Source organism: Burkholderia sp. Bp9090 (assembly GCF_003857985.1).
Classification (GTDB): domain Bacteria; phylum Pseudomonadota; class Gammaproteobacteria; order Burkholderiales; family Burkholderiaceae; genus Burkholderia.
In genome coordinates, this window is the sequence record NZ_QTPV01000052.1 from 13,876 (window position 1) to 40,803 (window position 26,928).

Here is a 26,928-nt window from a genome sequence, read left to right on the forward strand (position 1 = left end):
GTGACGCGCAGCAGGAGTGCGCGGAACCGCTATTTTGGCGGTATCGAATCCGCAAAGCTTTGTTTGACAAGGCTTTGACGGCGCGCGCACTTCGCGCATGCACATCGGGCCCCAGAATCACCAAAAAATGCCCAACACCCTTATCGGATAAGGGTTTGAGGGCGGCCCGCCGTCGACGCTGCACGTTCGTCCCCGTGCGACGTTTGGCAGGCTTTCATTTACTCCAAACGGTGCTATGATTTCCCCACGGGTGCAAATTTGGAGTGTTTTTGGTGTCAAATCCGCACCCGAGCGGAGGAAAGATCATGCAAAAGCTCACCCTGAATGTTTCGGATGAAGTAGCCGAAGAAATCGAGAAGTTTGCCCGCCGAGAGGGCGTCACGAAGACGGAAGCCATGCGGCGCATCCTGTCCCTCGTAAAGGTTTCCAATGAGGAATCCAAGAAAGGCCGTAGCCTCGGCGTCATACGTGATCATGATGGCAAGATGGATGTCATCGCAAAACTGATCGGGGTGTAAATGGCCGACCCGGTCGAAGGCCCACTCGACTTGACCGAAGCCGGCGATGCCGGGTTCGGTACGAGTGATGTCAAGAATTTTGACATGGAGAAGGAGAGGATTGCGCTGGCTAGGCTTGTTCTGCTCTGGCTAGCGATCCTTTTCGTTCTTACGCTTGGCGCCTACATTACGAAAAGTGCTTACATCGATAGCGGTTCAGCAAAGGCAGTTTTCGAATTTGTGAGAGAGGCCTTCCCGCCAATCGTTACACTGGTCCTCGGCGCCTACTTCACGCGCAGAGGCGATTAGCCTGCTTCCGCGCTGCACGCGATCCTAAACCGTCCGCCGTGGCGGTTTTTGCTTTTGGCGCGGAACCTGTTTCCGCCTTACTTCAAATGCCAGCGCAGCGCGTGCGCTGGCTTCTCACCTCAACCCACCATCCACCCGCCAACTCACGCCGATCACTCGGGCGTGAACTGCGCGACCCCCTGCACTAGAAAGCTGACTGTTAGCAGCATCAATCCGGCGCGCTGAAGCAACTGCCGTCGATCGTTGCCCTTCTTCATGTCAGCCAGCAGGGCAGTGTTCATATAGGCGCCTGGAGCAACCAGTCCGAACGTTCCTTTGTACATCAAGAAGGTTCCGAGCACGCCAATTGCGGCGCTCGCGATGTTTAGGATTTTGGTGATATTCATGGTTCCGGCGGTTGGAAGGGGCCGACAGGAAACAGCTTGGCTTCCCACATCATTAGGACTTGACGCACGACACCGGCAAGAGGGCGCACGGTCCCATCATCTAGCGTCACCGTAACCCATGATGCTTCATTGACCACGCCTTGACCGAAAGGAGCATTGAACAGACCAAGCGGGCGAGAAACTTGGCCGGCCATCGAGATTTGCCGAGGGGCTTTCGGCCGCACTTGCAAGCGGGAATGTTTCGATGCATCGGCAATGTCGCAAATGAGCGCAAAGTCAGGGCAGGCGGCAACCAATTCTAACTTCAGTGCCCCGAGCCGCTCCCCCATTGCCGCGCCGTCGTAACCGTCGAGCGCGGCGTAATCGGCCATGTGATACAGCACGATGGCCGCGAGGCGCCCGCGCCTGATGTCGCGCGTTTCTGCGAGGTATTCGTCGACGGTCGGTTTGACCATCGAACGATAGAAATCTATCGCAGTGAAAGGGCGCACGTGCCTCATTCTTCAGCGCTTTGGCCGCTTCTTCTCGCGCGCGTCCAGCACCTGGCCGACCTTCTCGGCGAACAGGTCTAGCGTGTATTCGTCGACCACTGGCGCCTTCCCCGCACCGGCGTTCGTAACGCTGTCCTCAAGACGCTTCACTACCTCTGCATTGAGCGAGCGGTTGTTTTCTTGCGCAGCAGCGGTGAGCACGTCTTTCAGCTCGGCCGGCAGGCGCAATTTCATCTGGGGATCTTCACGAGTCATGGGTTGATTATGATGAACCACGGTGGTGTTGACAATAGGACCACGGTGGTCCATCATGGTCTCAACGACGTGCAGAGATGTGCACGCGTGTTCAAACCGGACCAGAGGGGATCGAAATGAACCAGCCTGAAATCACCAAGCCTTCCATGTCGTTCTGTGCAGCAGCCGGCGCCGAGGCCGCACGCCGTTGGCTGCTCTGCCCAAGTGCCAGCATGGCTGACTACCGCGACAACGCACTCGCCACCCTGCTTGAGGCGTGCGACCAGCCGGAGCTGTCCGCAGGACGCGCCCGTGACTTCTGCGACGGCTTCGCAGCGCGTATCGCGAAAGAGATCGCGAACCGGTCGACCGACGTCCACTATCGGGCGCGAAGGGCTTTGCAGACGCCGCATCGCGCCGCGCGCATCCGTGGACGCCGCAAGTCGGCAGCGCCCCAGCGGCCGATGCTCCTTGCGATTGCGAATAGAGGCGTACTGTAGGCATTGCGCCAACGTTGGCGCGGTTAGAAACGTGATAGGAGCAACGCCATGGATAAGCACTACGACGCAGTTTTAGCCGAAAAGAGACAGGACTCGCTTCGAGCAGCTCGCCAACTAAGCGCTCTACTTCTGAATTTCAGCGGAGACCCGGCGATGATTGAAGACCATCTCGAGGGCCGGAAGGAGGCAATGTTCGTTTTGATGTCTGATCTCAGCCTGAAGGTCGAAGCAGCCTTGGTGGAGGCTCTCCATGACTGAGGACTCCGCTATCGCGACTCGCGCTGCCAACGAGTTGCGCGCAGCAAGCGAGGCATTGCTCCGCATCAATGCGCTTCTGGGCGTCATCCAATATGCAGTCTCGGGTGACGAGATTGACAAATTCAGCACGCATTCGCTGATCGAGATCGCGATTGAACTCAGTGGGGCCTATGCTGAACGCGCCGAGGGTCGGGCCGATTTCTTTTCAGAGGTGAGCCATGTCTAAGGTAGAAGCGATCGAGGCAAACGAAACCAAGCTCGCGAACACGCTGCAGCTCGTTGATTGCATTGCCCAGGAAGGGTTGTCAGAAATCATCTCGATTTGCAGCATTTCGCTTGCAGCAATGACGAATCCTGATTTCTGGAGCAAAACCGACGACATCGCGACAATCATGCGCTCGATCCGTGCACGAGCCGATGACTTGATGAACACGATCAACTGCGAAGCGGAAGCACATGGTTGCAATTGGGCAGATCACGAACAAAACCGCGCGCGCCATGATGCTCACGAGTCGTATGTGAAAGATCGCGCAGCCTTCCTTCAACAGGTAAGGGGGCGTCATGACTAACGCAGCCATTGTTAAATTCAAAGATTATGGCGGTGGAATACGCGAGGCGACCAAGCGTATCAAGTGGTCTGTCTCGAGTAGCGCGCCATGCACGCCAGAAGATCTTCCTTTCACGGCCCGAGATGAAAACGGGCACATGGTGTGGTGGAGCGTCGTCCCTCCGAACACTGACTATTACGCTGTTCATCATACGTTGGGGCGCGCGTATGCGTTTGAGCTGCTTGATCTACTAAACAATCCAGAGGGCGAATTCAATGAGCACATCCTGAGCTTTATTACCGGAAACATGCTCAGAAGCGTGCAACGTTCTGGTGATTGGCGAGAGGCCACAATGGTAGAGGGCTTTTTCGCGGTGGTCAGCGAATATATCAGTACCGGCCAAGTAAGCCGGTAATCGAGCCATGCAAGAAGAACAACATCTCATCCGCGACCGTGCCTATGGTGTCTGGCACAGGTCGCGATCGATTAGTCGCTTCCTCGGCCGTCGCCAGGCGCAGTCTCTGACGATGGCCGATCTCGATAGCGTTTTGTTCGTCGAGTATGGCTATTCTGGGAAGCTCCCGCTGGCGCTCGTCGAGGTCGCACAGGACATCGGACAGGAAAAGCCAACCGGCGTTATCCGCGAACTTGCGAAGATGGCGAATCTGCCGGCGTTCGTTGCTTTGTACACACCGGCACCACGCGCCAATCCAGCTAGCCGCGCTTGGCATGACATCGAGCAATTTCGCGTGAAACGCGTATGGCCCAAGCCCGAGCCAGACTGGCGAAATCTGTCTCCCGGCGAGTGGGCGAATGCCCTTGTGCAGATCCGTGATTGGCAGTTGCGGCGGTACTCGTCGCGACCGGCGGCGAATGATGAAACCTACTGACTTCCGCTTCGAGGGGGCGACGTATGAGCCGGTCGAAGCGGTTCAAAGCCGATGCAAAGCGACGCGACGGCTCGACGTTTGCCGCGCTGCCGATGGTCGTTTTAGAGAGCCAGGGCTACATCAACCTCAGCGTGTACGCTCGCGCTCTGCTGCTTGAGTTCTGCCGAGAATTCAACGGTCGCAACAATGGCCGTCTGTGCTGCATCTGGGATCAGTTGAAGCTGCGCGGCTGGAACTCGCCAAATACCGTCACGAAAGCCAAGGCCGAGTTGATCGACAATGGCCTGATCTGGGAATCGCGCAAGGGTGCTTTTCCGAACCGAACCGCATGGTATGCGCTTACTTGGCGCGACCTGGATGTCACCGAGGATCTGGATGCGTCGGCCGCGGCATTTCCGCGGCGAGCCTACCTGACCGTTGAGCCGATTACGCGCACGAAGAAGACCGTTGGCCGCAAGAAGGTCGAGACACCTATTACACTGCGTGTAGCTAAGGCAGCTTGAACAGGTACATGCGATGTAACGGGCGATGCGTTTCCAGATACATGCCGTGTATCTATTGGAGCCCGTTTCGACGATCTCTAGTTACATGGCATGTACTTCTCTAAGAGTTACCATCTGTTTTCGGCATCGCCCCAGTCGGTACCAATTCATCAGCCGTTGTCGTTTTGACAACCGGGGTTGTTGATTCGACAACCGGCTGAGGCGTTCCTGATTCGGTAACCCCGCGCGAGCATTCGCGAATCCTCGCATATGTTTGTCGCGCGGTCGGAGTACGCGCTTTCCGTGCGTACCTCACTGCGTACCTTGGCCGCCCCATCGGAGTCCCTTGTAAGCCCCTCCCGGCGTTGGGACGGATCGACACGCGTTCCCAATGAATCCGGCCCGCCCATTCCTGGGCCTGCTACGGGACTTGTCACCAAGGACACAAGCGCTTGTCACTTGGGACACCCGCGGACGTCCCAGGGACACCTGCACCAAAGGTAGGCTTGGGTGAAGGGTTCGGGGAGGCTTCGGTGACGATCTGATATCAGGCCGTCATCACCTAGGTAACGTTTCGGTAACGACCGAGTAACGATGCGGATGAGAGTTCCGATTTCGGACTAGTCCCGAATCGGGACACCGCGTCACGCACCTGTCACGCACCCGTCCGCGTGACAGGTGCGGACGGCCACGCCGGGTTTCAAACCCGGTGGGCTACGAGGCAACGCAATGCAACGAGGATGCTTGGAGGAATGCTTGTGGGATGCTGCAAGGATGGCGGTGTGGAGTCGGACTCCGCCTTGATATCAAGTCGATATCAAACCCAAGCATCAGCTTAGCAAGTGCTCACGGATGCTCGCACCAATGCCAGCACCCAAGGTAGGCATCGGTGCAAGCTTGCGCCTAAAATTTAAGCATGGCTGTGACTTTTGGAGACTGCCATGAGCGACTTATTGTTGGCGATCTTGATAGGGACTATTTTGATTGCATTTGGCGCGGCGCTCTGGGCCACGACCCAGAACGAGGCGCGCCTGTCCCACTGGTTCCAGGAACATCATCTTCGGGACTTGATCCATCGCAGGCATTGATGGCCCACCCAAAAGACATTTTGATGTTTGGCGGGTTCTTTGGCGGGTAGAAATGAAAAACGGGCCGAGAGGCCCGTCTTTGCTAGTGTTCTGGCGGAGAGAGGGGGATTCGAACCCCCGATAGGCGATTAACCTATACACGCTTTCCAGGCGTGCGACTTAAACCACTCATCCATCTCTCCGGAAGACCGAAAGTATAGCAAACTCTGGCGGCCTCCCGCCACTCTCTTTGGCGAGCCACTGAAATTAACCGGGAAGCCGCCTCCCGCGGCTCGCGCGGCGGCCCTGCGTCGTCCGAATGCAGCCGCCGCGGAAGAGCCGTGCCCTCAACTCACGCCCGCGCCCGCACGCACGGCGTCCCGACTCTGCTATCTTCCCGGGCATCTCACCGCTTTCCCCGCCTCTCCATGACCGACCGCATCGTCGCCGCATTCGATTTCGACGGCACCATCACGACCACCGACAGCTTCCGTCATTTCGTCCGCTACGCGGTCGGCACGCCGCGTTTCGCATGGGCCGGGCTGCGCGCGCTGCCGTGGATCGTCGCGATGAAGGCGGGCCTCTTGTCGCGCGGCGATGCGAAGGCGAAGTTCGCTTGGTTCGCGTTCGGGCCGATCCGCGAGGACGCGCTCGACGCGCTCGCGTGCCGCTTCGTCGATGGTTATCTGCCGAACCTCGTGCGTCCGGACATGCTGGAACGGGTGCGCGAGCATCAGGCGCGCGGGCATGAAGTCGTGCTGGTCAGCGCGTCGCCGTCGCTGTATCTGGAGAAGTGGGCGAAGACGGTCGGCATCGGCACGGTGCTCGCGACGCGCCTCGCGTTCGAGCGCGGCGCGTTTGCCGGGCGGCTGAACGGCGAGAACTGCTGGGGCCCGCAGAAGGTCGTGCGTTTGCGCGGCTGGTGGGGAAATCAGCCGCCCGCGAAACTGTTCGCGTACGGCGACAGCCGCGGCGACAAGGAAATGGCCGAACTCGCGAACCGGGCATGGATCCGCGGGCAGGGACCGATGCCGGCGATCGGCGCTGAAGGACTGACCGACTGACCAGCTAATCGACTGACCGACTGACCGACCGACTGACGGGACCCGCGCGGCGAGCCGCGCCGCCCGCCGTTACGCGTCGGCGCGCTGCGCGCCGCGCGTACCGCGAATCGGACGATACGCGCCCCAGCGATTGGCGCGCCTGAACGTGCCGACATCGTTGAACCGCACGCCGACTTCACGCAGCGCCGCATGCGCGGTGCGCGCGGTCAGCTGCCGGATGTAGAACGGATCGCGCACCACGAAGTGATGGATCGCGTGCGTGCTGCCGAAGTTGAAGCAGAACAGCTGGAACGGCAGCATCCACCACGGGTTGAGCACCTGGGTCTGCTGGATCACGTTGCGCGAATCGATGTCGCCGAAGTAATGCATGTTCGAGCTGACGAAGTTGATGCAGAAGCTGCGTACGAAGTTCGGCCCGAGCCACACGACCGCGAGGAAATCGACGACGCTCATCACGCGCTCGACGACGGCCGGCACAGTCACCGCGTAGCCGAACGCATGCAGCGCGAACAGGCCGGCGTGATACACGATGAACGCGTGCCACAGCGCGTAGTACGCGTGACCGACCGGCATGTAGGACGACACCTGCTCGATGCGCAACTGCGCACGCTCGGCCGCATCCTGCACCGGTTGCGCGGCCACGTACTGCTTGACCTTGCGGCGCATCGCATCCGGCCGCAGCACGACGGCGAGCATGCCGTCCGCGATCATCAGCAGGCGCTTCACGCCCCAGCGTTCGCCGTTGGTGATGCCGAATTCCTCGAGATCCGATTCGCCGCCCGATACCTTGTGGTGATGCAGGTGCATGCGCCGGCGCGTCCACGGGTTGATCGTGCCCGGCCGCGTGAGCCAGCACAGCGCCATCATCAGGTGATAGGCCCACGGCGTCTTCTTGAAGTACATCAGGTGGATCAGGTCGTGCTCGAGTTCGTGGATCAGCGACGTGACGAACGCGGCGAGCGGCAACGCGACGTACCACGCGATCGCGCCGCGCGCATACAGCCACGCGATCGCGAGCATCGCGCCCACCGACACGGCCATCACGGTCGCGCCGACGAGGTTCTGGTTGTCGAGCAGCGGAAAGCGCGCGCGGATCGCGTCGCTCGCGGCGTTGACCTCGCGGCGGACATACGCGACCTTGTCGGCGTCGTGGCGAAAGACGGTTCGTGCGGGTTGGCTCATCGACCGGAATCCGTGCGGAAAGAGTGGGGCGCAATGCCGATGTGACAAGCATAGGCGCGCCCCGGAGCGCACGCGAGGGCCGCCGGTGCCAATGATGGTGTCATTTCGGGTCACGGTGGCCGGTGCACGGGCGTGCGATGCCGCATCGGGCGGCTAGAATGCCGCTGTGGTGTCATTACGGGCCAGCAGCGCTACAATCCGCCGAAACCGCTCCGGAGTCCGCCGCATGGCCCTGTCCGTCCCGGATGCCGCGCGCCAGCTGAACAAGGCGACGGTATCGTCCGCGTATGCGCTGTTCATGCTGATGCTCGCCGAGGAGCGTGGCATCGATGGCGGCCGGATTCTCGCCGGCTCGGGCGTCGAGCGCGAGCGGCTCGCGCAGCCCGACGCGCGCATCACGCCGCTGCAGCAGGCGGCGATCGTGTTCAACCTGCTCGAGGCGACGGGCGATCCGTCGATCGCGATCGAGATCGGCCTGCGCAGCAGCCTCACGAAATCCGGGCTGATCGGCTTCGGGCTGATGAGTTGCGCAACGCTCGGCGAGGCGATCGCGCTCGGCATCCGCTACCTGCCGACGCGCGTGCCGTTCTTTTCGGTGCGGCTCGCTGAGCTCGACGGGATCGTCGACATCGACGTGCTCGAGGCGTTTCCGCTCGGCCGGTTGCGCCAGTTCGCGGTGGAGAACTTCCTGGTCGAGACGGCGATCCTGTTCAACTCGCTGCTCGATCCCGCGCCGGGGCGCACGCTGCAGTCGCGTGCGGAGCTGCATTTCGAATGGCCCGAGCCGCCGTGGTTCGAGCGCTATCGCGCGCGGCTGCCGCGCTGTCATTTCGACGCGAGCGCGAACCGTATCCGCTGCGACGCCGCGCTGCTCGACGAGCCGATCGGCACCGCGAACGCGCAGACCGCGCAGATGATCGTCCAGCAATGCGAGGCCGAACTCGCGCGGCTCGGCTATGCGGAAAGCATTGTCGAGCGCGTGCGCAACCTGCTGATCTGCGGCGAGACCGGTTATCCGTCGGTGGACGAAATCGCGCGCGAACTGCATGTGTCAGCGCGCACGCTCAAACGCAAGCTCGCGGAATTCGGTGCGACCTATTCGGCGCTGCTCGACGAGATCCGGCTGCGCGATGCGCTCCGGCTGCTCGAGGGCACGCGCCTGCCGGTCGACGAGATCGCGGCGCGGGTCGGCTATACCGACCGCGCGAATTTCACGCGTGCGTTCAAGCGCTGGACCGGCGTCGCGCCGAGCGAGCGGCGCTGACGGCGCGCCGGGCGGCGCGGGCCGGTGCCGGTCGTGCGCCCGGCGTCGATGAATCGATCATTGGATCCATCGGTCGATGGCCCCGTCAGACGATCGCCACCCAGTTCGCCCCGCGGCCGCCCGGCACGCGTGCGTGCAACGCCAGCGTGCCGTCGTCCGGCGCGATCGCGTACACCGACACGTATTCCGACTGCTCGCCGCATGCGACGAGCCAGCGTCCCGACGGATCGATCGCGAAGCCGCGCGGCTGCGTTTCGGTGGCCGTCGCGTGTACGGGGTCGAAGGCGCCGTCCGCATCGCGGCGATAGCAGAGCAACTGGCTCGACGTGCGTTCGCTCACATACGCGAAGCGCTCGTCGGGCGTCAGGTGGAGATCGGCAGCCCACACGGCGGGCCCGGTCGGCGCGGGCGGGCGCGCATGGCCTTGCGCGAGGCCGGCGACGGCCGGGTGGCGCGCGCTGACCCGTGCGTCGCCGAGGCGGCCGCTGTCGGCGTCGCGCGCGAAGGTCGCGAGCGTGGCCTGGAATTCGCCGACCGCGACCAGCGTCCGGCCGTCGCGCGCGAAGCGCAGGTGGCGCGGCCCGAAGCCGCCCGGCACGCGCGTTTCGCCGTGCTCGACCGCACGCAGGCCGCCGGCATCCTCGATCAGCGCGAACGTGAAGATCCGGTCCGAGCCGAGCGAGCTCACGTACGCGAAGCGGTTGTCCGGCGACACGACGACCGCATGTGCGTTCGCGATGCCGTGCGCGACCTGCAGCGCTGCGCCGTCGCCGTCGCGCACGCGCGCGGCGTCGTAGAGGCTCAACGAATGGCCGCCGTACGACGCGCCGAGCAGCCAGCGGCCGCTGCGGTCGAGCGACAGGTAGGCGAGGCTCGCGTCGATCGCGGTCGCGCCGATGCGGGCGAGCGCGCCGGTGGCTGCGGCGACGCGGAATGCGACGATCGTCGGCTGCTCGCCGCGCGTCGCGACGTACAGCCGCGCGCGATCGGGCTGCACCGCGACCGGCATCGCGACGTCGCCGGCCGGGTAGCGGGCGAGCGGCGCGAGCGTGCCGTCGGACGTGAGCGAGAACGTGGCGAGGTCGCCGTCGACGGCATTCGGGACGACGACGGTCAGGCGGTCAGTGTTCGGCATGGCGGAGCATTGCGGTGTTGCGTGAAGGACTCGTCGGCCGGCAAGCCGCGCGGCGGATCGCTGCGCCGGCGCGTGCGCGCGAACGGCGCGGCGACCGTGGCGACTAGGAACGCGATCGCGAGCGCATCCCGGCCGCCCGCGATCGAACCCGTATGTTGCTTCAGATAGCCGAAGGCCGTCGGCAGCGGTCGATATCGTTCGCGATGAACATGATCGACACGAGCGGCAGCACGTGCCATTTCACTTTCGAGGTGGCGGATGCGAGCGGGTCGCGGCCGGGCAGGGCGGGCGAGGTCAAGGGAGTCTCCGGGCGGGCGGCGAACGGGGCAGGGGCCCGCGTTCGCATCGGTGGTGATCTAGGTAGTATGTTGTCGTATGACATGGTACGCCTGAGATCCTGATATGACGTCGCGGGTTTACCCGGAATATATCGGGAAGTGCCGGTTGTCTCCGTGCGCAATCACATCTGATGACGGATGACGTGAGTGGGCAGGCGTGCCGCTCGGTCCTGCCCTGCGGCGCCCTTCGCCCCGGCAACCTGCCGGCTTCGTGCGCGGCCCGCTATGCCATCGACACGACGCTGTTCAGCAGCATCTTCACGAGCACGGCCTGCCGCGTCGCGCCCGTCTTCGCGAAGATTCCGCGCAGATGCGCACGGGCGGTGTTCTTCGTGATGCCGGTCGCGGCGGCCGCTTCGTCGAGCGTCAGGCCGTCGACGAGCAGCAGCGCGATCTCGGTTTCCATCGGCGTGAGGCGGAACAGCCGGTGCAGCATGTCGCGCGAGGTCTGCGGCGACGACGCCGGATCGCGGACGAACACCGCGACGGCCGGCCGGTGCTGGCGGTCCTCCGCGCCGTGAAAGGGCGCGAGCGGGCGCAGCAGCACGTTCAACGGCATCGCGCCGCCGGGGCGCGACAGCGTGGTGGCCTCGATGCGGCCGAGCGCGCCCGCGCGGAAATGCTCGAGCGCGGCCTGCAGCGCCTTCTGCAGCCGGCGCTCGTCGAGCGGGCACGATGCATGGAGCCGCTCCTGGCGCAGGCACAGGCCGTCCTGCTGCTCGAACAGCCGCTCGGCGATGCGGTTGTGCTTGATCACGCGACCGTCCTCGTCGAGGATCGCGGTGCCGACGTCGAGCCGGTCGACCGTGCCCGCGTACAGCGCGCGTTCGGCGTCGAGCACGTCGAGCGCCGCGTGCAGCTCGACCGCGCGCTGCAGGTGCGGCAGCAGCGTCGCGACCTGCGCGCGTTCGGCCGCGTCGAAGTCGCGCGCATGATGCGGGCGGCTCACGAAGAACGCGCACTCGACGCCGCGCTCGCCGCGCAGATTCGCGCCGAGGATGAAGCGCAGGTCGAGCGGCTGCAGGTATTGCCGGTAGAAATCGTGCGCGCACCAGCGCGTCGCGCCGAACAGCGTGTCGGCCGTGAACACCTGGCCGGGCGGGTGGTCGAGAAACGGGCACAGCGCGTAGAACTCTTCGCTGTACGATGGTTCGCCGGGCAGCAGCGGGCCGTGGGTCGATGCGTTGATGATGAGCCCGCGCCGCGTGCCGCGCGGGCTGCGCAGCACGAGCGTCGTGAAGCTCGCGTCGAGCCGCACGCGCATCGCTTCGAGAAAGCCCGCCCAAGGCGTCGTCTCGGACGGGCCCTGATAGACGAGCCCGAGCCACGCGCCGAGTTCGCGGGCCGTCCATGCCGCGTCGTCGAAGCTGTCGTGTGCGGCCGTGTCGCCGGGCGCCAGCGCGATCCGCATGCTCGTGTTCTCCTGGGTCGGGGTGAATGCTCCCGAGCCAGCATACCGACCGGCCAGCCGCCCGCGTCATCCGAACGGAGTAGACGACGCGGGCCGTGCCGGAGCGACGCAGCGTGCGTAGCCCCCGGCGCCGCTTACGCGGTGCGTTCGCGCAGCAGGTACGCGACGATCCGTTCCGCCGCGGCCTCCGGCGACTCGGCCACCGTATCGATGCGCAGTTCGGGCTGCGCCGGCGGCTCGTACGGCGAGTCGATGCCCGTGAAGTGCTTCAGTTCGCCCTTGCGCGCCTTCTTGTACAGCCCCTTCGGATCGCGCTCCTCGGCGACCGCGAGCGGCGTGTCGACGAACACTTCGACGAACTCGTCGGGACGAACCAGCGCGCGCGCCATGTCGCGTTCCGCGCGGAACGGCGAGATGAACGACACGAGCGTGATGAGCCCGGCATCGAGCATCAGCCGCGCGACTTCGGCCACGCGCCGGATGTTCTCCACCCGATCGGCCTCGGTGAAGCCGAGATCGCGGTTCAGGCCGTGCCGCACGTTGTCGCCGTCGAGCAGGTACGTGTGCTTGCCGAGCGCATGCAGGCGCCGCTCGACGAGGTTCGCGATCGTCGACTTGCCCGCGCCCGACAGCCCGGTCAGCCATACGATGCGCGGCGTCTGCGCCTTCTGCACCGCGCGCGCGTCGCGGTCGACATCGACGGCCTGCCAGTGCACGTTGTGCGCGCGGCGCAGCGCGAAGTGCAGCATCCCGGCGCCGACCGTGTCGTTGGTGAAGCGGTCGATCACGATGAAGCCGCCGGTGTGGCGATTCAGGTCGTACGGATCGAACGCGACGGGCCGGTCGAAGCTCAGGTTGCACACGCCGATCTCGTTCAGCGCGAGCGTGCGCGCGGCGAGATGCTCGCGCGTGTTCACGTCGATCTTGTACTTCGGCGTCGCGCAGGTCGCGCCGACCGTCTGCGTGCCGAGCTTCACGAGATACGGCCGGCCCGGCAGCAGCGGTTCGTCGTGCATCCACACGAGCGTCGCCTCGAACTGGTCGGCGACTTCCGGTGGCGCGTCGGCACGCGCGATCATGTCGCCGCGGCTCACGTCGATCTCGTCGGCGAGCGTGAGCGTCACCGCTTCGCCGGCGCGCGCGACATCGGTTTCGCCGGCCGGCGTGATCACCGACGCAACGCGGCTCTCCTTGCCGGACGGCAGCACGCGCACGCGTTCGCCGACGCGCACTTCGCCCGATGCGATGCTGCCGGCATAACCGCGGAAGTTCAGGTGCGGACGGTTGACCCATTGCACGGGCAGCCGGAACGGTTCGTCGCGCGTCACGCGCTCGACGAGCGGCAGCGTGTCGAGATGCCGCATCAGCGGGGGGCCCGCGTACCATGGCATCCGCGCGCTCGATGCGATCACGTTGTCGCCGCGCAGCGCGGACATCGGAATGCTGACGATTTCGTCGAGGCCGAGTTCGGCCGCGAACGCGCGGTAGTCGGCGTCGATACGCTCGAACACGGCACGGTCGTAGTCGACCAGGTCCATCTTGTTGATCGCGAGCACGACGCGCTTGATGCCGATCAGCGCGACGAGATGGCTGTGGCGGCGCGTTTGCGTGAGCACGCCCTTGCGCGCGTCGATCAGGATCACCGCGAGATCGGCGGTCGACGCGCCGGTGATCATGTTGCGCGTGTACTGCTCGTGGCCGGGCGTATCGGCGACGATGAACTTGCGTCGCGCGGTCGCGAAGAAGCGGTACGCGACGTCGATCGTGATGCCCTGTTCGCGCTCGGCCGACAGGCCGTCGACGAGCAGCGCGAAATCGAGTTCGCCGCCTTGCGTGCCGACCTTCTTCGAATCGGCTTCGAGCTGGGTCAACTGATCGTCGAACAGCATGTTCGATTCGTAGAGCAGGCGGCCGATCAGCGTGCTCTTGCCGTCGTCGACGCTGCCGCACGTGATGAAGCGCAGCAGGTCCTTCGGTTGCGCATCGTCGGAGTGCATGTCGGGCGTCGTGTGCGCAAGTGCCTCGGGGGCGGTGAGTACGTGTGCCATCAGAAATATCCCTCCTGTTTCTTCTTTTCCATCGAACCGGCCGAATCGCTGTCGATCAGCCGTCCCTGGCGCTCGGACGTGCGCGTGTCGCGCATCTCCTGCAGGATGTCGTCGAGCGAGCTCGCGTCGCTGTCGATCGCGCCCGTCAGCGGATAGCAGCCGAGCGTGCGAAAGCGCACCTTGCGCGTCTGCGGCACTTCGCCGTCGCGCAGCGGCAGGCGTTCGTCGTCGACCATGATCAGCGCGCCGTCGCGCTCGACCACCGGCCGCTCCTTCGCGTAGTAGAGCGGAACGATCGGAATGTCGTGCAGCCGGATGTATTGCCAGATGTCGAGTTCGGTCCAGTTGGAAATCGGGAACACGCGCAGGCTTTCGCCGCGGCGCTTGCGCGCGTTGTACAGCGACCAGAGTTCGGGACGCTGGCGCTTCGGATCCCAGCGGTGCTGCTCCGAGCGCAGCGACACGATGCGCTCCTTCGCGCGCGATTTCTCCTCGTCGCGGCGCGCGCCGCCGAACGCGGCGTCGAAACCGTAGTGGTCGAGCGCCTGCTTGAGCCCCTGCGTTTTCCACACGTCGGTGTGCACGGCCGAGCCGTGCGTGAACGGATTGATGTCGTTCGCGACGCCGTCGGGATTCACGTGCACGCGCAGGTCGAGGCCGAGGCGCGCGGCCGTCTCGTCGCGAAACGCGATCATCTCGCGGAATTTCCACGTCGTATCGACGTGCAGCAGCGGAAAGGGCGGCTTCGCCGGGTAGAAGGCCTTCATCGCGAGATGCAGCATGACCGAGCTGTCCTTGCCGATCGAATAGAGCATCACCGGGTTTTCGCTTTCCGCGACCACCTCGCGCATGATGTGGATGCTTTCGGCCTCCAGTCGCTCCAAGTGGGTCAACATCGTTCGTCTCCTTGTTGCATGCCTGCGCCGCGCGACATGTGCGGCGTTTCGTGCATGACGCCAACGGTATCGAGCGAGGGCGGTGCCGTTCTTCGTCCGGGTGGACTAACACGCGGCGCGGCGGGCAGCGGATCTTTCCTTAGTCCACCCGGACGAAGTGGCGCGCGAGGCGCTCGCTTAAGGTGAGCGCTCGACCATCGGCGGAGACGACACATGACGGACGACACACGCGCCACGCAATTGCTTTCGGGCCAGACCTGGGCCGATTTCTGCGACACCCTGAAACGCAGCGGCGAGCAGATCCTGCGCGCCGAGGCGCCGGACGATCCGCTCACGCGCGCGGAAGGATTCCGCTACCTGAGCCGGCTGATGCGCATCGCGCTCGAAATGCACGTCGAGTTCGCGGACGGCGCGTGGCCCGGCTTCTTCTCGCCGTCGCACGAGACCGCGAAGATCGGCGCCGACAATCCCGACAACCTGTACCAGTACGCGCGCCTCGACGGCCGCTGCGAATATCGTGTGACGGGGCGGCGCGGCACGGTCGCATACCTGAGCTTCGGCACGCAGAAGGGCGGTTACGAGACGGACGGCAAGATGCTGCAGACCGGGTTTCTCGACGCGAAGCAGCTCGAGCTCGCGCCGGACGGCAGCTTCGAGATCGTGCTGAGCGAAACGCCGCGCGCGGGCAACTGGGTGCGCATGGAGCCGGGCACGAACGCGCTGCTGGTGCGTCAGACTTTCCTCGACCGGCGCGCGGAGACGCCCGCGCAATTGAAGATCGAACGCATCGGCGCGCACGATCGCCCGGCGCCGCTCGATCCGCTCGTGCTGCAGGGCGGCCTCACGCGCGCCGCGCAGTTCGTCGAGCAGACGGCGAAGCTGTTCGCCGACTGGGCCGCGAGCTACGGCTCGCACGTAAACGCGCTGCCGCCTGCGGACCAGGCGCTGTGCCAGTCGGTCGGTGGCGATCCGAACATCTACTACTACCACTCGTGCTGGTCGCTCGCCGACGACGAGGCGCTGGTGATCGACGTCGACACCGTGCCCGACTGCGATTTCTGGAACGTGCAGCTCAACAATTACTGGATGGAGTCGCTCGACTATCGGCACTTCGACATCTGCGTGAACAAGCACAGCGCGCGGCTGAATGCGGATGGCGGCGTGACGGTGGTGGTCGCCGCGTCGCGGCCGGGTGGCGCGAACTGGCTCGATACGGCCGGGCATCGCACCGGCACGATCTGCTGGCGCTGGGTCGGCGCCGCGCAGCCGGTGCATCCGCGCGCGCGCGTCGTCAAGCTCGCCGCGCTGAAGGAGGCCGCATGAACGCGCCGCTCGACCCGATCCGCACCCAGCTCGACGCCGACGCGCTGATCGCCGAGGCCGTGTCGCGCACGGGCGGCCTCACCGCGTTCGGCGACGGCCCGTATCGCGAGGCGCTCGACGTGATGTGCGCATCGCTGATCGACGAAGCGAAGCTGTCGGCGCGCGGTGTGGCGATGATGCGCGAGAAACTCGTCGGCCAGCTCGTGAACCGGCTCGTTATCGAGGATTACTTCGGCCGTCATCCGGAGATCGCCGACATCGAGATCGACGATCCGCTCGTGATCGTCGGGCTGCCGCGCACCGGCACGACGCTGCTGCAGCGGCTGCTCGCGGTCGATCCGCGCTTTCATTCGGCCGCGTGGTGGGAAACGCGCTATCCGGCGCCGCTCGACGGCGAGACGCTCGACGCGCCGAGCGTGCGCATCGCGCGCGCGCAGGCCGAGGTCGCGACGATGATCGACTGCATTCCGCAGATCCTCGCGATCCATCCGCTCGACGCGATGCTTGCCGACGAGGAGTTCATGCTGATGGAGCATTCGTTCGTGTGCGCGATGGATTCGTACGCGAACGTGCCGGGCTATACGGCGTGGCTCGCGAAGCAGGACCTGACGCCGGTCTATACGTACCTGAAGCGGATGCTGCAGTTCCTGCAGTGGCAGAAGGCGCAACGCGGCGTCGCAGCGGCCGCGCGCTGGCTGCTGAAGACGCCGCAGCATCTGCATGCGCTCGACGTGCTGTGCCGCGTGTTTCCGCGGGCACAGGTCGTGCTCACGCATCGCGACCCGGCGCAGACGATTCCGTCGATGGCGAGCATGGCGCACACGCTGTGGCAGATGTATGCGGACGACCCCGATCCGCGCACGGTCGGCGCGCAGTGGAACGCCGGCATGGCGCGCGCGATCGGCGCGGCGATGACGGCGCGCGACGCGCTGCCGGCCGAGCGCTTTCTCGACGTGCGTTTCGAGGACACGGTGTCGGATCCGCTCGGCGTGGCCGAAGCCGTGTACCGCTTCGCGGGCATGTCGCTCGATGCGCCGCAGCGCGCGGCGATGACGGCCTGGATGGCGCGCAACGGCCGCGACAAGCGCGCCGCGCACGATTACTCGATCGCGCGCTTCGGCTTCACCGATGCGCAACTGGAGCACGACTTCGCCGCGTATCGCGCGCGGCACCTGCGGGCGGCCGACTGACGGCGCGCCCGCGAGACGAACGATAACCAGGAGACAACCCATGTTGCTGAAGGACAAGATCGTCGTGATTTCAGGGATCGGGCCGGGGCTCGGTGTAAAACTCGCCGTCGAGGCGGCACGCGAGGGTGCGCGCGGCGTGGTGGTCGCGGCACGCACGATGGACAAGCTCGACGATGCGGAAGCACGGATCGGCGCACTCGGCGTCGCGTGCGACGTGCTGAAGGTGCGCACCGACATCGCGGAGCGCGCGCAGTGCCGGCAGCTCGCGACGCAGGCGGTCGAGCGCTTCGGCCGGATCGACGCGCTCGTGAACAGCGCGTTCGCGCACGGCACGTTCCCGGAGCCGGTCGAGGAAGCCGATCTCGACGGCTGGCGCGCGGTGTTCGACACCAACGTGTTCGGCACGATGACGCTCACGCAGGAAATCGTGCCGCACATGAAGCGGCAGAAGCGCGGCGCGATCGTGATGATCAACACGCAGGCCACCCGCAAGCCGTTTGCAGGGGAAGCGGGCTACGCTGTATCGAAGGGCGCGCTCGCGGTTGCGGCAAAATACCTGGCGCGCGAGCTCGGCGTGCACGGGATCCGCGCGAACAGCATCCACATGGGCTGGATGTGGGGCGTGCCGACGCAGACGTATTTCCGGCAGGTGGCCGCCGAGTACGGCACGACGGAGGAGGCGATCATCGCGCCGATCGCGTCGAACATCGCGCTCGCGAAGCTGCCGACCGATGACGACTGCGCGCGCGCGGCGCTGTTCCTCGCGTCGGATTACGCGAACGCGGTGACCGGCGCGACGCTCGACGCGAACGGCGGCGATTTCATGCCCTGAGGACGGAGCAACGGATCATGCAGGAACGACAACAGGAACAGGGGCGCCACTTCTTCGCGTTCAACGGCGACGCGGACGGCCTGTGCGCGCTGCAGCAGCTGCGGCTCGCGGAGGGCGAACGCGGCACGCTCGTGACCGGCGTGAAGCGCGACATCAGGCTGCTCGAGCGCATCGACGCGCGGGCCGGCGACCGCGTGACCGTGCTCGACGTGTCGCACGACCAGAACCGCGACGCATGCGCGCGGCTGCTGCGCGACGGCGCCGCGGTTCGCTACTTCGACCATCACTTCGCGGGCGAGCTGCCCGGCGATCCGCGTTTCGACGCGTATATCGACACGGCCGCCGACGTCTGCACGAGCGCGCTCGTGAACCGCCGTCTCGGCGGCCGGCATGTGCGCTGGGCGATCGTCGCGGCGTTCGGCGACGAACTGCCGGCGCTCGGCGACGCGCTCGCGCGCGAATACGGGATCGACGCAGCCGAACGCGGCACGCTGGCCGAACTCGGCCTCTACCTGAACTACAACGCCTACGGCGAATGCGTCGGCGACCTGCATTTCGATCCGGCCGTGCTGGCCGACGCGATGCTGCCATGCGTCGATCCGCTCGACTTCGTGCGCGACACGCCGGTGTTCGCCGCGTTGCGCGACGGCTATCGCGACGACATGGCGCTCGCGGGCGCACTCGCGCCGTTGCGCGACGTGCCGGGCGCGACGCTGATCAGGATGCCGGATCATCCGTGGGCGCGGCGCGCGACGGGGATGCTCGCGAACGAGCGGATGCGCAATGCGCCGCATGCGGCGCTCGCGGTGCTGTCGCCACGCGCGCAGGGCGGGTTCGTGGTCAGCGTGCGCGTGCCGGACGGCCGGGCGCTCGGCGCGGACGAATTCTGCCGCGGTTTCCCGACCGGCGGCGGGCGCAAGCGCGCGGGCGGCATCAACCATCTGCCGGAAACCGAATTCGACGCGTTCGCCGCGCGCTTCGAAGCGGCGTTCCGTCTCGACTGACCCGAGGGCCTGCGACACGCGCGCCGTGCAACGATGCCACGGCGCGCGCGTCGTGCGACGTGTCGCTGTTCAGCCGGTCGCGTTCGCAAGCACGGCCGGCACGTTGTGGCCGTAGCAGCGTTCCTCGACGCGCTCGGCGATGCGCCAGCCCTGCGCGGTGCGCACGAACCGGTCGACGTACCACAGCCCGAGAAACATCACCTGCGTGCCGCCGTCCGGCAGCGCGACTTCCATCGGATTGAAACAGATCGTGCGGCCGCGCGCGGTGTCGCCGTCGAGCGTGATCGACAGGTTGCCGACCATGTGCTGGTACTGCGGGAACTGCGGCAGCACGGTGCGCAGCCACGCCTTGACGTCCGGATACGTGCCGGCGATGCCGCCCATCGCGCGATAGTCGATCGTCGCGTCGCGCATGAACACGGTATCGAGCGCGTCGAAGTCGCGCGCATCGATCGCGCTCGAGTACGCGACGATCAGCTCGCGGATGTCGTGATGATCGGAGAGGGTCTGCAGGTCGGGCATCGGTTGCGCTCCGTCACGCGCTTTTGCGCCGGCGGGCCGCATGCAGCGCTTCTGCGCGCTGCTTCACGTCGCGCGCGCACTGGTCGAACCCCTGTTTCACCCAGCCGCCGTGCTCGCGCATGATCGTTTCCGCGTTGAGACCGAGGAACTGGTCCGTCGTGAAGTAGCGGCAGCGCTCGGCGCCGTCGGCTTCGACGTACTGGTCGCGGCGCGCGGCGTCCTTGTTGTCGTCGGTCGGGCGCTGCTCCCACGACAGCAGGCGCTCGGGCTCGTATGCGACGAGGATTTCGTTGACGGGAATCACCGTCTCCGTGCCGGGAATGCGCACCTGCATGTGCACGAAGTCGCCGATCCGGCCGGTCGTCTCGAGGCCGACGCAGAACGTGTTCCATTCGCCGTAGCGCGGGAAGTCGGTCAGCACTTCCCAGACGACGGCAGCGGGGGCGTCGATCGCGACGGTGATCGAGGTGACGAGATTGGCTGGTTTGGTCATGGCGGGTATCGAATGTGAGTGAGGGAGCGGAGGGGGCCGCGGCTGCGCCCGCACGGGCGGGTACGCGCCGCGACAGCCGGAACGGGTCGCGCCGGCGCCGGCGGGCATGGCGGACGCGCCGCGCAATGCATGGGGCTGAGCGGCGGCCGGCGCGCGTCGCACATCGCGGCGAACCCCACATCGAGCGTAGGCCGGTGCGTGCGGCGAAGAATCGTCGGAACGGACTAAGGCGTTTCACCGGGCCGGCGATCCGGTGTCGGCGTCGGTACGCGACGCACGCGCGCGGTACGCCGTGCGGTTCGAACGTCGACATCGCGCGAACCTGCCGCGACAATACCGGTCACTCTTCAGTTTCCTGCTCGAGGTGCCCGTGCCAGCGAAGTCGACCATTGCTCCTGCCATCGTGTGGTTCCGCGACGATCTGCGCGTGACCGACCAGCCCGCGCTGACGCGCGCGGTTGCGTCGGGCCGGCCGCTCGTATGCGTGTACGTCGACGACACGGGCGAAGGCGCGGGGCGCGCGCTCGGCGGGGCGGCGCGCTGGTGGCTGCATGGATCGCTCGCCGGACTCGATGCGGCGCTCGCGCGTCATGGCGGACGCCTGCTGCTGTTGCGCGGCGATGCGCCGCGCGAGATCGAACGCGTCGCGCAGGACACGGGCGCGGCAGCGGTGTACTGGAACCGCCGCTATGCGCAGCCGCAGCGCGATGCCGATGCGGCGTTGAAGGCGTCGCTGAAGGCGCGCGGCCTCGAGGTCGAGAGCAGCAACGGCAGCCTGCTGAACGAACCGTGGGACGTGCTGACGGGCGCCGGCACGCCGTTCCAGGTGTTCACCGCGTACTGGCGCGCGGTGCGGCGCGATCGCACGGTGGCGGCGCCGCTGCCGGAGCCTGAGCGGATCGTGTTTCATTCGTGGCCGGCCGGCGTGCGCGAACGCGCGCTGCCGCTCGACGCGCTCGGGTTGCGTCCGCACGCGCCGGACTGGGCGGGCGGCCTGCGCGACGCGTGGCCGGCACCCGACGAAGCCGGCGCACAGGCGCGGCTCGATACGTTTTCCGTCGAGTCGCTGACCGGCTATGCCGATACGCGCGACCGGCCCGACCGGTCGGCGACGAGCCGGCTATCGCCGTGCCTGCGCTTCGGCAACCTGTCGCCGCGACAGGTGTGGCATGCGGTGCAGGGTGTGGCACAGGCGGGCGGTGCGGCCTGCGCGGCCGGCGCCGAGAAGTTCCTGAGCGAACTCGGCTGGCGCGAATTCAGCCATGTGCTGCTGTATTACTTTCCGGCGCTCGCGACCGACAACTTCCGGGCGCAGTTCGACGCGATGCCGTGGCGCGACGATCCTGCCGCGCTGCGCGCGTGGCAGCGCGGGCTGACCGGTTACCCGCTCGTCGATGCGGGGATGCGCGAGCTGTGGACGACCGGCTGGATGCACAACCGCGTGCGGATGGTCGTCGCATCGTTTCTCGTCAAGCATCTGCTGATCGACTGGCGGGCCGGCGAGCGCTGGTTCCACGACACGCTCGTCGACGCGGATGCCGCGAACAACCCGGCGAACTGGCAATGGGTGGCCGGCTGCGGCGCCGACGCCGCGCCGTATTTCCGCATCTTCAATCCGGTGACGCAGGGCCGGAAGTTCGACCCGCAAGGGGCGTACGTGCGCCGCTGGGTGCCGGAACTCGCGGGCCTCGACGCGGTGACGATCCACGCGCCGTGGGAGGCATCCCCGATGGAGCTTGCGGCGGCCGGCGTGCGGCTCGACGTCGACTATCCGGCGCCGATTGTCGATCACGACGGCGCGCGCCGTCGCGCGCTCGATGCGCTGGCCTCGTTGCCGAAGCGTCGCCAGGCGTGACCGGCCGTCGCTGCGCGCGGCCACGGTTCGCCGCGTCAGTCGCAGAACGCCGCGTGCTCGAGCAGCGCGAGCGCGACGCCCGAATCGAAGTAGGCCGCGCCGCACCACGCGACGAACGCGAGCGCGCCGGCGGCCAGCGCCGCACGCATCACGCCCATGCGGCTTTGCCCGGCACCGGCCGCGCGATGCGCGCGTCGTCGATCGGCAGGTGCAGCAGCGCGGCCAGCACGCCGAGCGCGATCGAGCCGATCCACAGCGGCAGGTACGAATGCGTCGCGTCGTACACGAGCGCGCCGAGCCAGACGCCGAAGAAACTGCCGAGCTGGTGCCCGAAGAACACGAAGCCGAACAGCGTCGCGATGTAACGCACGCCGAACACCTGCGAGATCACGCCGTTGGTCAGCGGCACCGTGCCGAGCCACGTGAAGCCCATCACGGCCGCGAACACGTAGACGCTCGCGGGCGACAACGGCGCTGCAACGAACGCGGCCATTGCCAGCGCGCGGACGAGGTACAGCACGGACAGCACGTACTTGCGCCGCAGCAGGCCGCCGAGATGGCCGCATGCGTAGGTGCCGGCCACGTTGGTCAGCGCGATCAGCGCGAGCGCGACGCTCGCGTGGCGCGCCGGCAGGCCGTGATCGAGCAGGTAGGCGGGCAGGTGGGTCGCGATGAACGCGAGCTGGAACCCGCACGCGAAGAATCCCGCGTTCAGCAGCCAGAAGCCGCGATGCGCGAACGCTTCGCGCACCGCCGCGCCGATCGACTGGTCGGGGCCGTCCGCGCGGCTCGCGGCCTGCGCGGGCCGGTCGCGCACCAGCGCGGCGAGCGGCGCGAGCAGCGCGGCGACGAGGGCGAGCGCGACGAAGGCATGCTGCCAGCCGATGCCGCCGATCAGCACCTGCGCGACCGGCACCATGCAGAACTGGCCGAGCCCGCCGATCGCGCCGGCGACGCCGAGCGCCCAGCCGCGCCGGTCGGGCGGAAACAGGCGGCTCAGCGCGCCGTAGATCGACGCGAAGGCCGACCCCGACAGCGCGACGCCGATCACGAACCCCGCGCCGGCCGTGAACACGCCGGCCGACGCGGCGAACGCCATCGTGACGAGCCCGACCGCGTACAGCAGCATGCCGGCGACGATCACGCGCACCGACCCGAAGCGGTCGGCGATCATGCCGGTGAACGGTTGCGCGATGCCCCAGATCAGGTTCTGCAGCGCGAGCGCGAGGCCGAACGCTTCGCGCGACCAGCCGTGGTCGAGCGTGACGGGGGCGAGGAACAGTCCCTGCACGTGACGGATGCCGAGCGCGGCGCCCATGATCAGGCCGCCCGCGAGCACCGGCAGCCAGCGGCGCCGGGCGTCTTGTTCGATCGGGGTCATGCGTGTCTCCGGATGGATGCGTGCGGCGCGGCGGCCGCGTTCGATCCGATTAGACGATCCGGTGCCGGGCCGCTCAAGCAATCATTCGGTCGCGTTCGCATGCGTGCGGGGAATGCGATGCGGCGCGGACGCGATGCCGGTGACGGGGGCTGCACGCGCCGGATGCGTGAAGCCGCTGCGCCGCATGCAGCCGGCGTGACAGGCGGCCGATGCAGCGGGGACGGGGCGTCGGTGCATTGCCCGTGGCGGCGTTCATGTACGTGCGCAAGACCGCGCCGGCGCCGGCTCGATGCGGAATTTCGCTCGCGGCTACCGCTGCGCCACGTCGTACGCCCGCATCGCGGCGTCGCACTCGGCCGCTTCCGCGAGGATCCAGTCGCGCACGTCGGCGACTTCGCGGCGCGGTGCCGGATCGTGCCGGAACAGCCAGTAGCCGTACGCATCCGACAACGCCTGCGAGTGCGGGCCGAGCACCGCGAGCCGGCCGTCGGCGAGCATCGGCGCGACGAGCGCGAGCCTGCCGAGCGCGACGCCCTGGCCGGCGATCGCGGCGTGGATGACCTGGTCGTACTGGTTGAAGCGCAGCACGCCCTTCGGGCGCGCGTCGCCGAGCCCGGCCGCGTGCAGGTGCGCACGCCACTGCAGTCGGGTTTGCGGCGGCCCGTCGAATTCGAGCAGCACGTGCTCGGCGATAGCGGCCGCGTCGGTGACGGGCCGGGTGGCCAGCGCGGGGTGCGCGACCGGCACGACGATCTCGTCGAACAGGTGCAGCGCGCCGGCCGGCGCGCGCTCGCGCGGGCAGTAGCGGATTCCGAGGTCGATGCCTTCCGCGCGCAAATCGAGTACCTTGTCGTTCGCGGCCACGCGCAAGTCGATGTCGGGCAGGCGCGCCTGCAGGCGCCCGAGTCTGGGCAGCAGCCACAGCGCGGTGACGCCGATGCTCGCGGTGATCGTGACGGGTTGCCGCTCGCGTGCGGCGGCGAGCGACGCGACGGTGTCCTGCAGGCTGAGCAGCGCCGCATCGGCGGCGCGGAACAGCCGCTCGCCTTCCGGCGTGAACGCGATCTTGCGATAGCCGCGCTGCAGCAGCGCGACGCCGAGATGCGCCTCGAGCGCGTGCACCTGGCGGCTGACCGCCGACTGCGTGACGCACAGGTCCTGCGCGGCGAGCGTGATGCTCATGCGGCGGCCGACGGCGACGAAGCCGCGCACGAGGTCCAGCGACGGGAGACGGACGAGCGGCGTTGACATGCGTAGGGCTCATGCGAACGGAGCAGCAAGATTGGTTGAGAACGTCCGGCGCGTCAAGTTCAATGGAGGCTGGCCGATCGGGCGGGCGCCGGGCAGGCGGCGCCGCACAGGAGACACGATGACGATTTCGAACGAAGCAGGCGGGGCCGCGTGCGCGGCGGATCAGGCAGCGGGGCGCCCGGCGGGTGCGTTGCCGCCGGAGGCCGTGACGCTGACCGCGGCCGACGGTTACGTGCTGCGCGGCTACGTGTGGCGGCATCGCGGCAGCACCGTGCGGCCCGTGACGGTCGTCAATTGCGCGACGTCGGTGCGCTGCGACTACTACTTCCGTTTCGCGGCCTGGCTGTTCGCGCGGGGGCGCGACGTGCTCGTGTACGACTATCGCGGGATCGGCGGCTCGCGCCCCGCGCGGCTCGCGAAGCTGCGCGCGAACTGGCTCGACTGGGGGCGGCTCGATTGCGAGGCCGCCTTGCAGTACGCGCGCGACGCTTTTCCGGGCCAGCCGCTCGACGTCGTCGCGCACAGCATCGGCGGCTGCGTGCTCGGGCTCGCGGCGTCGAACGCGTACGTGCGTCACGTGGTGACGGTGGGCGCGCAGTATGCGTACTGGCGCGACTATCGGCCGGAAGAGCGGCGGCGCATGTGGTGGAAATGGCACGTCGCGATGCCGGCGCTCGCGGCCGTATTCGGCTACGTGCCCGCGAAGCGGCTCGGCTGGATGGAAGACACGCCGCGCGGCGTCGCGCTGTCGTGGGTGCGTGCGCAACCGCGCTTCGAGGACGCCTTCACGCACGGCCTGCTCGCCGAACCCGCGGCGAGCCGCGCCGCGCTGCCGGCCCGCTTCGCGCGGCTGCCGGCGTCGATGCTCGCGATCGGCCTCGACGACGACGGGTTCGGCACGGTCGACGCGATCGAACGGCTGGTCGGCTACTACACGGGCAGCGACGTCACGCACCTGCGGATCGCGCCGCGCGACATCGGCGTCGACGCGATAGGCCACTTCGCGTTCTTCCACAGCCGCTTCACCGACACGCTGTGGCCCGTCGCGCTGGACTGGCTGCAACACGGCGCGCTGCCGGCCGATGCGCCGGGCCGCGTCCACGCGCGCCATCCGGCGCAGCGTGCGCGGCTGGCGGGAAGCGGCGTGCCGGGTGCCGTCGCGCACGGGTGAACGCGCGCGCAACCCGGCCATCGCGTCGCACCGGCTGCCGCTGCTGCCGCTGCCGACGATCTCGGTCGCGATGCGTCGGTCTCCGTCCCGTACGATCGATTAACATCGAACGTTTCGTTCGCCTGACTGCCGCGTGCCGATGTCCATTCCACCCGATTCCGAGATTGCCGACGACCTGTCCCGCGCGTGGCGCGTGCACCTGCTCGATGTGCCGCCGGCCGCGTCGCGTGCCGGCGTGCAGGTCGCGCGCGTCGATTTCGACTGGCGCGTGCCGCTCGCATCGCCCGCCTACGCGGCGCTGAGCGACGCGGAGCGGGCGCGTGCCGGGCGCTATCTGCGGCACGAGGATGCGGTGCGCAGTGCCGCGACGCGCGCCGCGCTGCGCGACGTGCTCGGTGCGGCGCTCGGCATCGCGCCGAAGGACATCACGATCGTCGTCGACGCATCGGGACGGCCGTCGCTGGATTCCGCGCATCGCGTGTCGCTCGATTTCAACGTGTCGCACGCGGGCGATCACGCGCTCATCGCGTGGGCGGCGACGGGGCGCGTCGGCGTCGATATCGAAAGCTGCAACCGCACGACCGACTGGCGTGCGCTGACGCGCGAAGTGTGCGCGGCCGCCGAGGCTGCGTATCTCGACGGCCTGCCGCTCGCCGCCCGCGCGGACGCGTTCATGCGCGTGTGGACCGCGAAGGAGGCGCTGCTGAAGGCGCTCGGCACCGGCATCGTCGGCGGGCTGCGCGCGTTCGCGGTCGTGCCGCCGCGCGATGCGGCGACGCCCGCGACGACGATCGTCGAGCCGGCCGCGCCCGCCGCCGGCGTGGCCGCGTTCGACGCGGGCTGGCTCGACGCGGCGCCCGGCTACGCGGCGTGCGTCGCGTGGGCGCGCTGACCCCGTTTCAGCGC

32 protein-coding genes, 1 tRNA gene and 2 pseudogenes are annotated in these 26,928 nt (G+C 67.1%); 19 read left to right on the forward strand and 16 right to left on the reverse strand.

Translation table 11 applies throughout. The annotated features are described in order from the left end of the window. The first annotated feature begins 305 nt into the window (after positions 1-305). Positions 306-518 carry a ribbon-helix-helix protein, CopG family gene (locus DIE16_RS31670; protein WP_124894087.1) on the forward strand — a complete coding sequence of 71 codons (213 nt, stop codon included), beginning with the start codon at positions 306-308 and terminating at the stop codon, positions 516-518. After that, complete coding sequence (locus DIE16_RS31675; protein ID WP_124894088.1) at positions 519-806, forward strand: hypothetical protein; 288 nt, start codon at positions 519-521, stop codon at positions 804-806. A 152-nt stretch (positions 807-958) separates the two neighbouring features. On the opposite strand, the gene DIE16_RS31680 is transcribed toward DIE16_RS31675, so the two are convergent. Genes DIE16_RS31680 through DIE16_RS31690 form a run of 3 tightly spaced genes read right to left on the reverse strand, consistent with a single transcriptional unit; the run spans position 959 to position 1,995 of the window. Beyond that, positions 959-1,192 (reverse strand): hypothetical protein, encoded by a 234-nt coding sequence (locus DIE16_RS31680; protein ID WP_124894089.1) that lies wholly within the window; start codon positions 1,190-1,192, stop codon positions 959-961. Further along, positions 1,189-1,647, reverse strand: a complete 459-nt coding sequence (locus tag DIE16_RS31685; RefSeq protein ID WP_221625287.1) for a hypothetical protein — start codon at positions 1,645-1,647, stop codon at positions 1,189-1,191. The genes DIE16_RS31680 and DIE16_RS31685 overlap by 4 nt, the downstream gene beginning before the upstream one ends. Before the next feature lie 48 nt (positions 1,648-1,695). After that, on the reverse strand, positions 1,696-1,995 hold the full coding sequence (locus DIE16_RS31690) for an Arc family DNA-binding protein (RefSeq protein WP_311769730.1): 300 nt from the start codon (positions 1,993-1,995) through the stop codon (positions 1,696-1,698). A gap of 59 nt (positions 1,996-2,054) precedes the next feature. On the opposite strand from DIE16_RS31690, the gene DIE16_RS31695 reads away from it, so the two are divergent. The 8 genes from DIE16_RS31695 (at position 2,055) to DIE16_RS36825 (ending at position 5,683) form a co-directional block, all read left to right on the forward strand. Then, complete coding sequence (locus DIE16_RS31695; protein WP_124894091.1) at positions 2,055-2,417, forward strand: hypothetical protein; 363 nt, start codon at positions 2,055-2,057, stop codon at positions 2,415-2,417. 48 nt (positions 2,418-2,465) lie between these two features. Beyond that, positions 2,466-2,675 (forward strand): hypothetical protein, encoded by a 210-nt coding sequence (locus DIE16_RS31700; protein WP_124894092.1) that lies wholly within the window; start codon positions 2,466-2,468, stop codon positions 2,673-2,675. Continuing rightward, entirely contained in the window at positions 2,668-2,901 is a 234-nt protein-coding gene (locus tag DIE16_RS31705; RefSeq protein ID WP_124894093.1) for a hypothetical protein, read from the forward strand. Before DIE16_RS31700 ends, DIE16_RS31705 begins: the two co-directional genes overlap by 8 nt. Next, positions 2,894-3,244, forward strand: coding sequence for a hypothetical protein (locus DIE16_RS31710; protein ID WP_124894094.1), 351 nt, complete (start codon positions 2,894-2,896; stop codon positions 3,242-3,244). The genes DIE16_RS31705 and DIE16_RS31710 overlap by 8 nt, the downstream gene beginning before the upstream one ends. Beyond that, complete coding sequence (locus tag DIE16_RS31715) at positions 3,237-3,638, forward strand: hypothetical protein (RefSeq protein WP_124523695.1); 402 nt, start codon at positions 3,237-3,239, stop codon at positions 3,636-3,638. The genes DIE16_RS31710 and DIE16_RS31715 overlap by 8 nt, the downstream gene beginning before the upstream one ends. Before the next feature lie 7 nt (positions 3,639-3,645). Next, positions 3,646-4,113: a hypothetical protein gene (locus DIE16_RS31720; protein WP_124523693.1), complete on the forward strand. Its 468-nt coding sequence runs from the start codon at positions 3,646-3,648 to the stop codon at positions 4,111-4,113. Between the two features lie 23 nt (positions 4,114-4,136). Next, entirely contained in the window at positions 4,137-4,616 is a 480-nt protein-coding gene (locus tag DIE16_RS31725) for a hypothetical protein (RefSeq protein ID WP_124894095.1), read from the forward strand. 920 nt (positions 4,617-5,536) lie between these two features. Beyond that, positions 5,537-5,683 carry a hypothetical protein gene (locus DIE16_RS36825; RefSeq protein WP_185735539.1) on the forward strand — a complete coding sequence of 49 codons (147 nt, stop codon included), beginning with the start codon at positions 5,537-5,539 and terminating at the stop codon, positions 5,681-5,683. A 91-nt stretch (positions 5,684-5,774) separates the two neighbouring features. Here the strand turns inward: DIE16_RS36825 and DIE16_RS31730 are convergent. Beyond that, positions 5,775-5,865 (reverse strand) — tRNA-Ser (locus DIE16_RS31730). Positions 5,866-6,090: 225 nt separating this feature from the next. Between DIE16_RS31730 and DIE16_RS31735 the strand changes: the two genes are divergently transcribed. Then, positions 6,091-6,726, forward strand: coding sequence for an HAD family hydrolase (locus DIE16_RS31735; protein WP_124894096.1), 636 nt, complete (start codon positions 6,091-6,093; stop codon positions 6,724-6,726). A gap of 69 nt (positions 6,727-6,795) precedes the next feature. On the opposite strand, the gene DIE16_RS31740 is transcribed toward DIE16_RS31735, so the two are convergent. Continuing rightward, positions 6,796-7,908 (reverse strand): fatty acid desaturase, encoded by a 1,113-nt coding sequence (locus DIE16_RS31740; protein ID WP_124894097.1) that lies wholly within the window; start codon positions 7,906-7,908, stop codon positions 6,796-6,798. A gap of 226 nt (positions 7,909-8,134) precedes the next feature. Between DIE16_RS31740 and DIE16_RS31745 the strand changes: the two genes are divergently transcribed. Continuing rightward, positions 8,135-9,172 (forward strand): AraC family transcriptional regulator, encoded by a 1,038-nt coding sequence (locus tag DIE16_RS31745; protein ID WP_124894098.1) that lies wholly within the window; start codon positions 8,135-8,137, stop codon positions 9,170-9,172. An 85-nt stretch (positions 9,173-9,257) separates the two neighbouring features. Here the strand turns inward: DIE16_RS31745 and DIE16_RS31750 are convergent, their stop codons facing one another. The 6 genes and pseudogenes from DIE16_RS31750 to cysD form a co-directional block, all read right to left on the reverse strand. Further along, positions 9,258-10,307 (reverse strand): beta-propeller fold lactonase family protein, encoded by a 1,050-nt coding sequence (locus DIE16_RS31750; RefSeq protein WP_124894099.1) that lies wholly within the window; start codon positions 10,305-10,307, stop codon positions 9,258-9,260. Further along, positions 10,294-10,489: pseudogene (locus tag DIE16_RS37340) on the reverse strand (MFS transporter); the annotation flags it as partial. The pseudogene DIE16_RS37340 and the gene DIE16_RS31750, both read right to left, overlap by 14 nt. Beyond that, on the reverse strand, positions 10,468-10,605 hold the full coding sequence (locus DIE16_RS36830; protein WP_185733851.1) for a hypothetical protein: 138 nt from the start codon (positions 10,603-10,605) through the stop codon (positions 10,468-10,470). The gene DIE16_RS36830 and the pseudogene DIE16_RS37340, both read right to left, overlap by 22 nt. 263 nt (positions 10,606-10,868) lie before the next feature. After that, positions 10,869-12,056 (reverse strand): helix-turn-helix transcriptional regulator, encoded by a 1,188-nt coding sequence (locus DIE16_RS31765; RefSeq protein ID WP_124572090.1) that lies wholly within the window; start codon positions 12,054-12,056, stop codon positions 10,869-10,871. A gap of 134 nt (positions 12,057-12,190) precedes the next feature. Continuing rightward, positions 12,191-14,104: a sulfate adenylyltransferase subunit CysN gene (gene cysN, locus DIE16_RS31770; protein ID WP_124894101.1), complete on the reverse strand. Its 1,914-nt coding sequence runs from the start codon at positions 14,102-14,104 to the stop codon at positions 12,191-12,193. After that, a pseudogene (cysD, locus tag DIE16_RS31775) lies at positions 14,104-15,024 on the reverse strand (sulfate adenylyltransferase subunit CysD); the annotation flags it as partial. The gene cysN and the pseudogene cysD, both read right to left, overlap by 1 nt. Positions 15,025-15,213: 189 nt before the next feature. On the opposite strand from cysD, the gene DIE16_RS31780 reads away from it, so the two are divergent. From DIE16_RS31780 to DIE16_RS31795, 4 genes are read left to right on the forward strand one after another with little or no spacing between them, the layout of a single operon-like run. Further along, entirely contained in the window at positions 15,214-16,323 is a 1,110-nt protein-coding gene (locus DIE16_RS31780) for a DUF1214 domain-containing protein (protein ID WP_124894102.1), read from the forward strand. After that, entirely contained in the window at positions 16,320-17,513 is a 1,194-nt protein-coding gene (locus DIE16_RS31785) for a sulfotransferase (RefSeq protein ID WP_124894103.1), read from the forward strand. The genes DIE16_RS31780 and DIE16_RS31785 overlap by 4 nt, the downstream gene beginning before the upstream one ends. 40 nt (positions 17,514-17,553) lie before the next feature. Then, positions 17,554-18,345 (forward strand): SDR family oxidoreductase, encoded by a 792-nt coding sequence (locus DIE16_RS31790; RefSeq protein WP_124894104.1) that lies wholly within the window; start codon positions 17,554-17,556, stop codon positions 18,343-18,345. Between the two features lie 17 nt (positions 18,346-18,362). Then, entirely contained in the window at positions 18,363-19,349 is a 987-nt protein-coding gene (locus tag DIE16_RS31795) for a hypothetical protein (RefSeq protein WP_044847643.1), read from the forward strand. A gap of 69 nt (positions 19,350-19,418) precedes the next feature. Here the strand turns inward: DIE16_RS31795 and DIE16_RS31800 are convergent, their stop codons facing one another. After that, positions 19,419-19,871: a nuclear transport factor 2 family protein gene (locus DIE16_RS31800; protein WP_124489543.1), complete on the reverse strand. Its 453-nt coding sequence runs from the start codon at positions 19,869-19,871 to the stop codon at positions 19,419-19,421. A 13-nt stretch (positions 19,872-19,884) separates the two neighbouring features. Beyond that, positions 19,885-20,364, reverse strand: a complete 480-nt coding sequence (locus DIE16_RS31805) for an SRPBCC domain-containing protein (RefSeq protein ID WP_124572084.1) — start codon at positions 20,362-20,364, stop codon at positions 19,885-19,887. Positions 20,365-20,734: 370 nt separating this feature from the next. Here DIE16_RS31805 and DIE16_RS31810 point away from each other — a divergent pair, with 370 nt between their 5' ends. Further along, on the forward strand, positions 20,735-22,219 hold the full coding sequence (locus DIE16_RS31810) for a deoxyribodipyrimidine photo-lyase (RefSeq protein ID WP_124894105.1): 1,485 nt from the start codon (positions 20,735-20,737) through the stop codon (positions 22,217-22,219). Positions 22,220-22,254: 35 nt separating this feature from the next. On the opposite strand, the gene DIE16_RS37345 is transcribed toward DIE16_RS31810, so the two are convergent. From DIE16_RS37345 to DIE16_RS31820, 3 genes are all read right to left on the reverse strand, one after another. After that, positions 22,255-22,377 carry a hypothetical protein gene (locus DIE16_RS37345; protein WP_044847646.1) on the reverse strand — a complete coding sequence of 41 codons (123 nt, stop codon included), beginning with the start codon at positions 22,375-22,377 and terminating at the stop codon, positions 22,255-22,257. Further along, on the reverse strand, positions 22,368-23,600 hold the full coding sequence (locus DIE16_RS31815) for an MFS transporter (RefSeq protein WP_260434494.1): 1,233 nt from the start codon (positions 23,598-23,600) through the stop codon (positions 22,368-22,370). The genes DIE16_RS37345 and DIE16_RS31815 overlap by 10 nt, the downstream gene beginning before the upstream one ends. Positions 23,601-23,909: 309 nt before the next feature. Then, positions 23,910-24,851, reverse strand: coding sequence for a LysR substrate-binding domain-containing protein (locus tag DIE16_RS31820; protein ID WP_124894106.1), 942 nt, complete (start codon positions 24,849-24,851; stop codon positions 23,910-23,912). 118 nt (positions 24,852-24,969) lie between these two features. Between DIE16_RS31820 and DIE16_RS31825 the strand changes: the two genes are divergently transcribed. Beyond that, on the forward strand, positions 24,970-26,022 hold the full coding sequence (locus tag DIE16_RS31825) for an alpha/beta fold hydrolase (protein WP_124894107.1): 1,053 nt from the start codon (positions 24,970-24,972) through the stop codon (positions 26,020-26,022). A gap of 139 nt (positions 26,023-26,161) precedes the next feature. Beyond that, positions 26,162-26,914, forward strand: coding sequence for a 4'-phosphopantetheinyl transferase superfamily protein (locus DIE16_RS31830; RefSeq protein WP_124894108.1), 753 nt, complete (start codon positions 26,162-26,164; stop codon positions 26,912-26,914). Positions 26,915-26,928 lie beyond the last annotated feature (14 nt).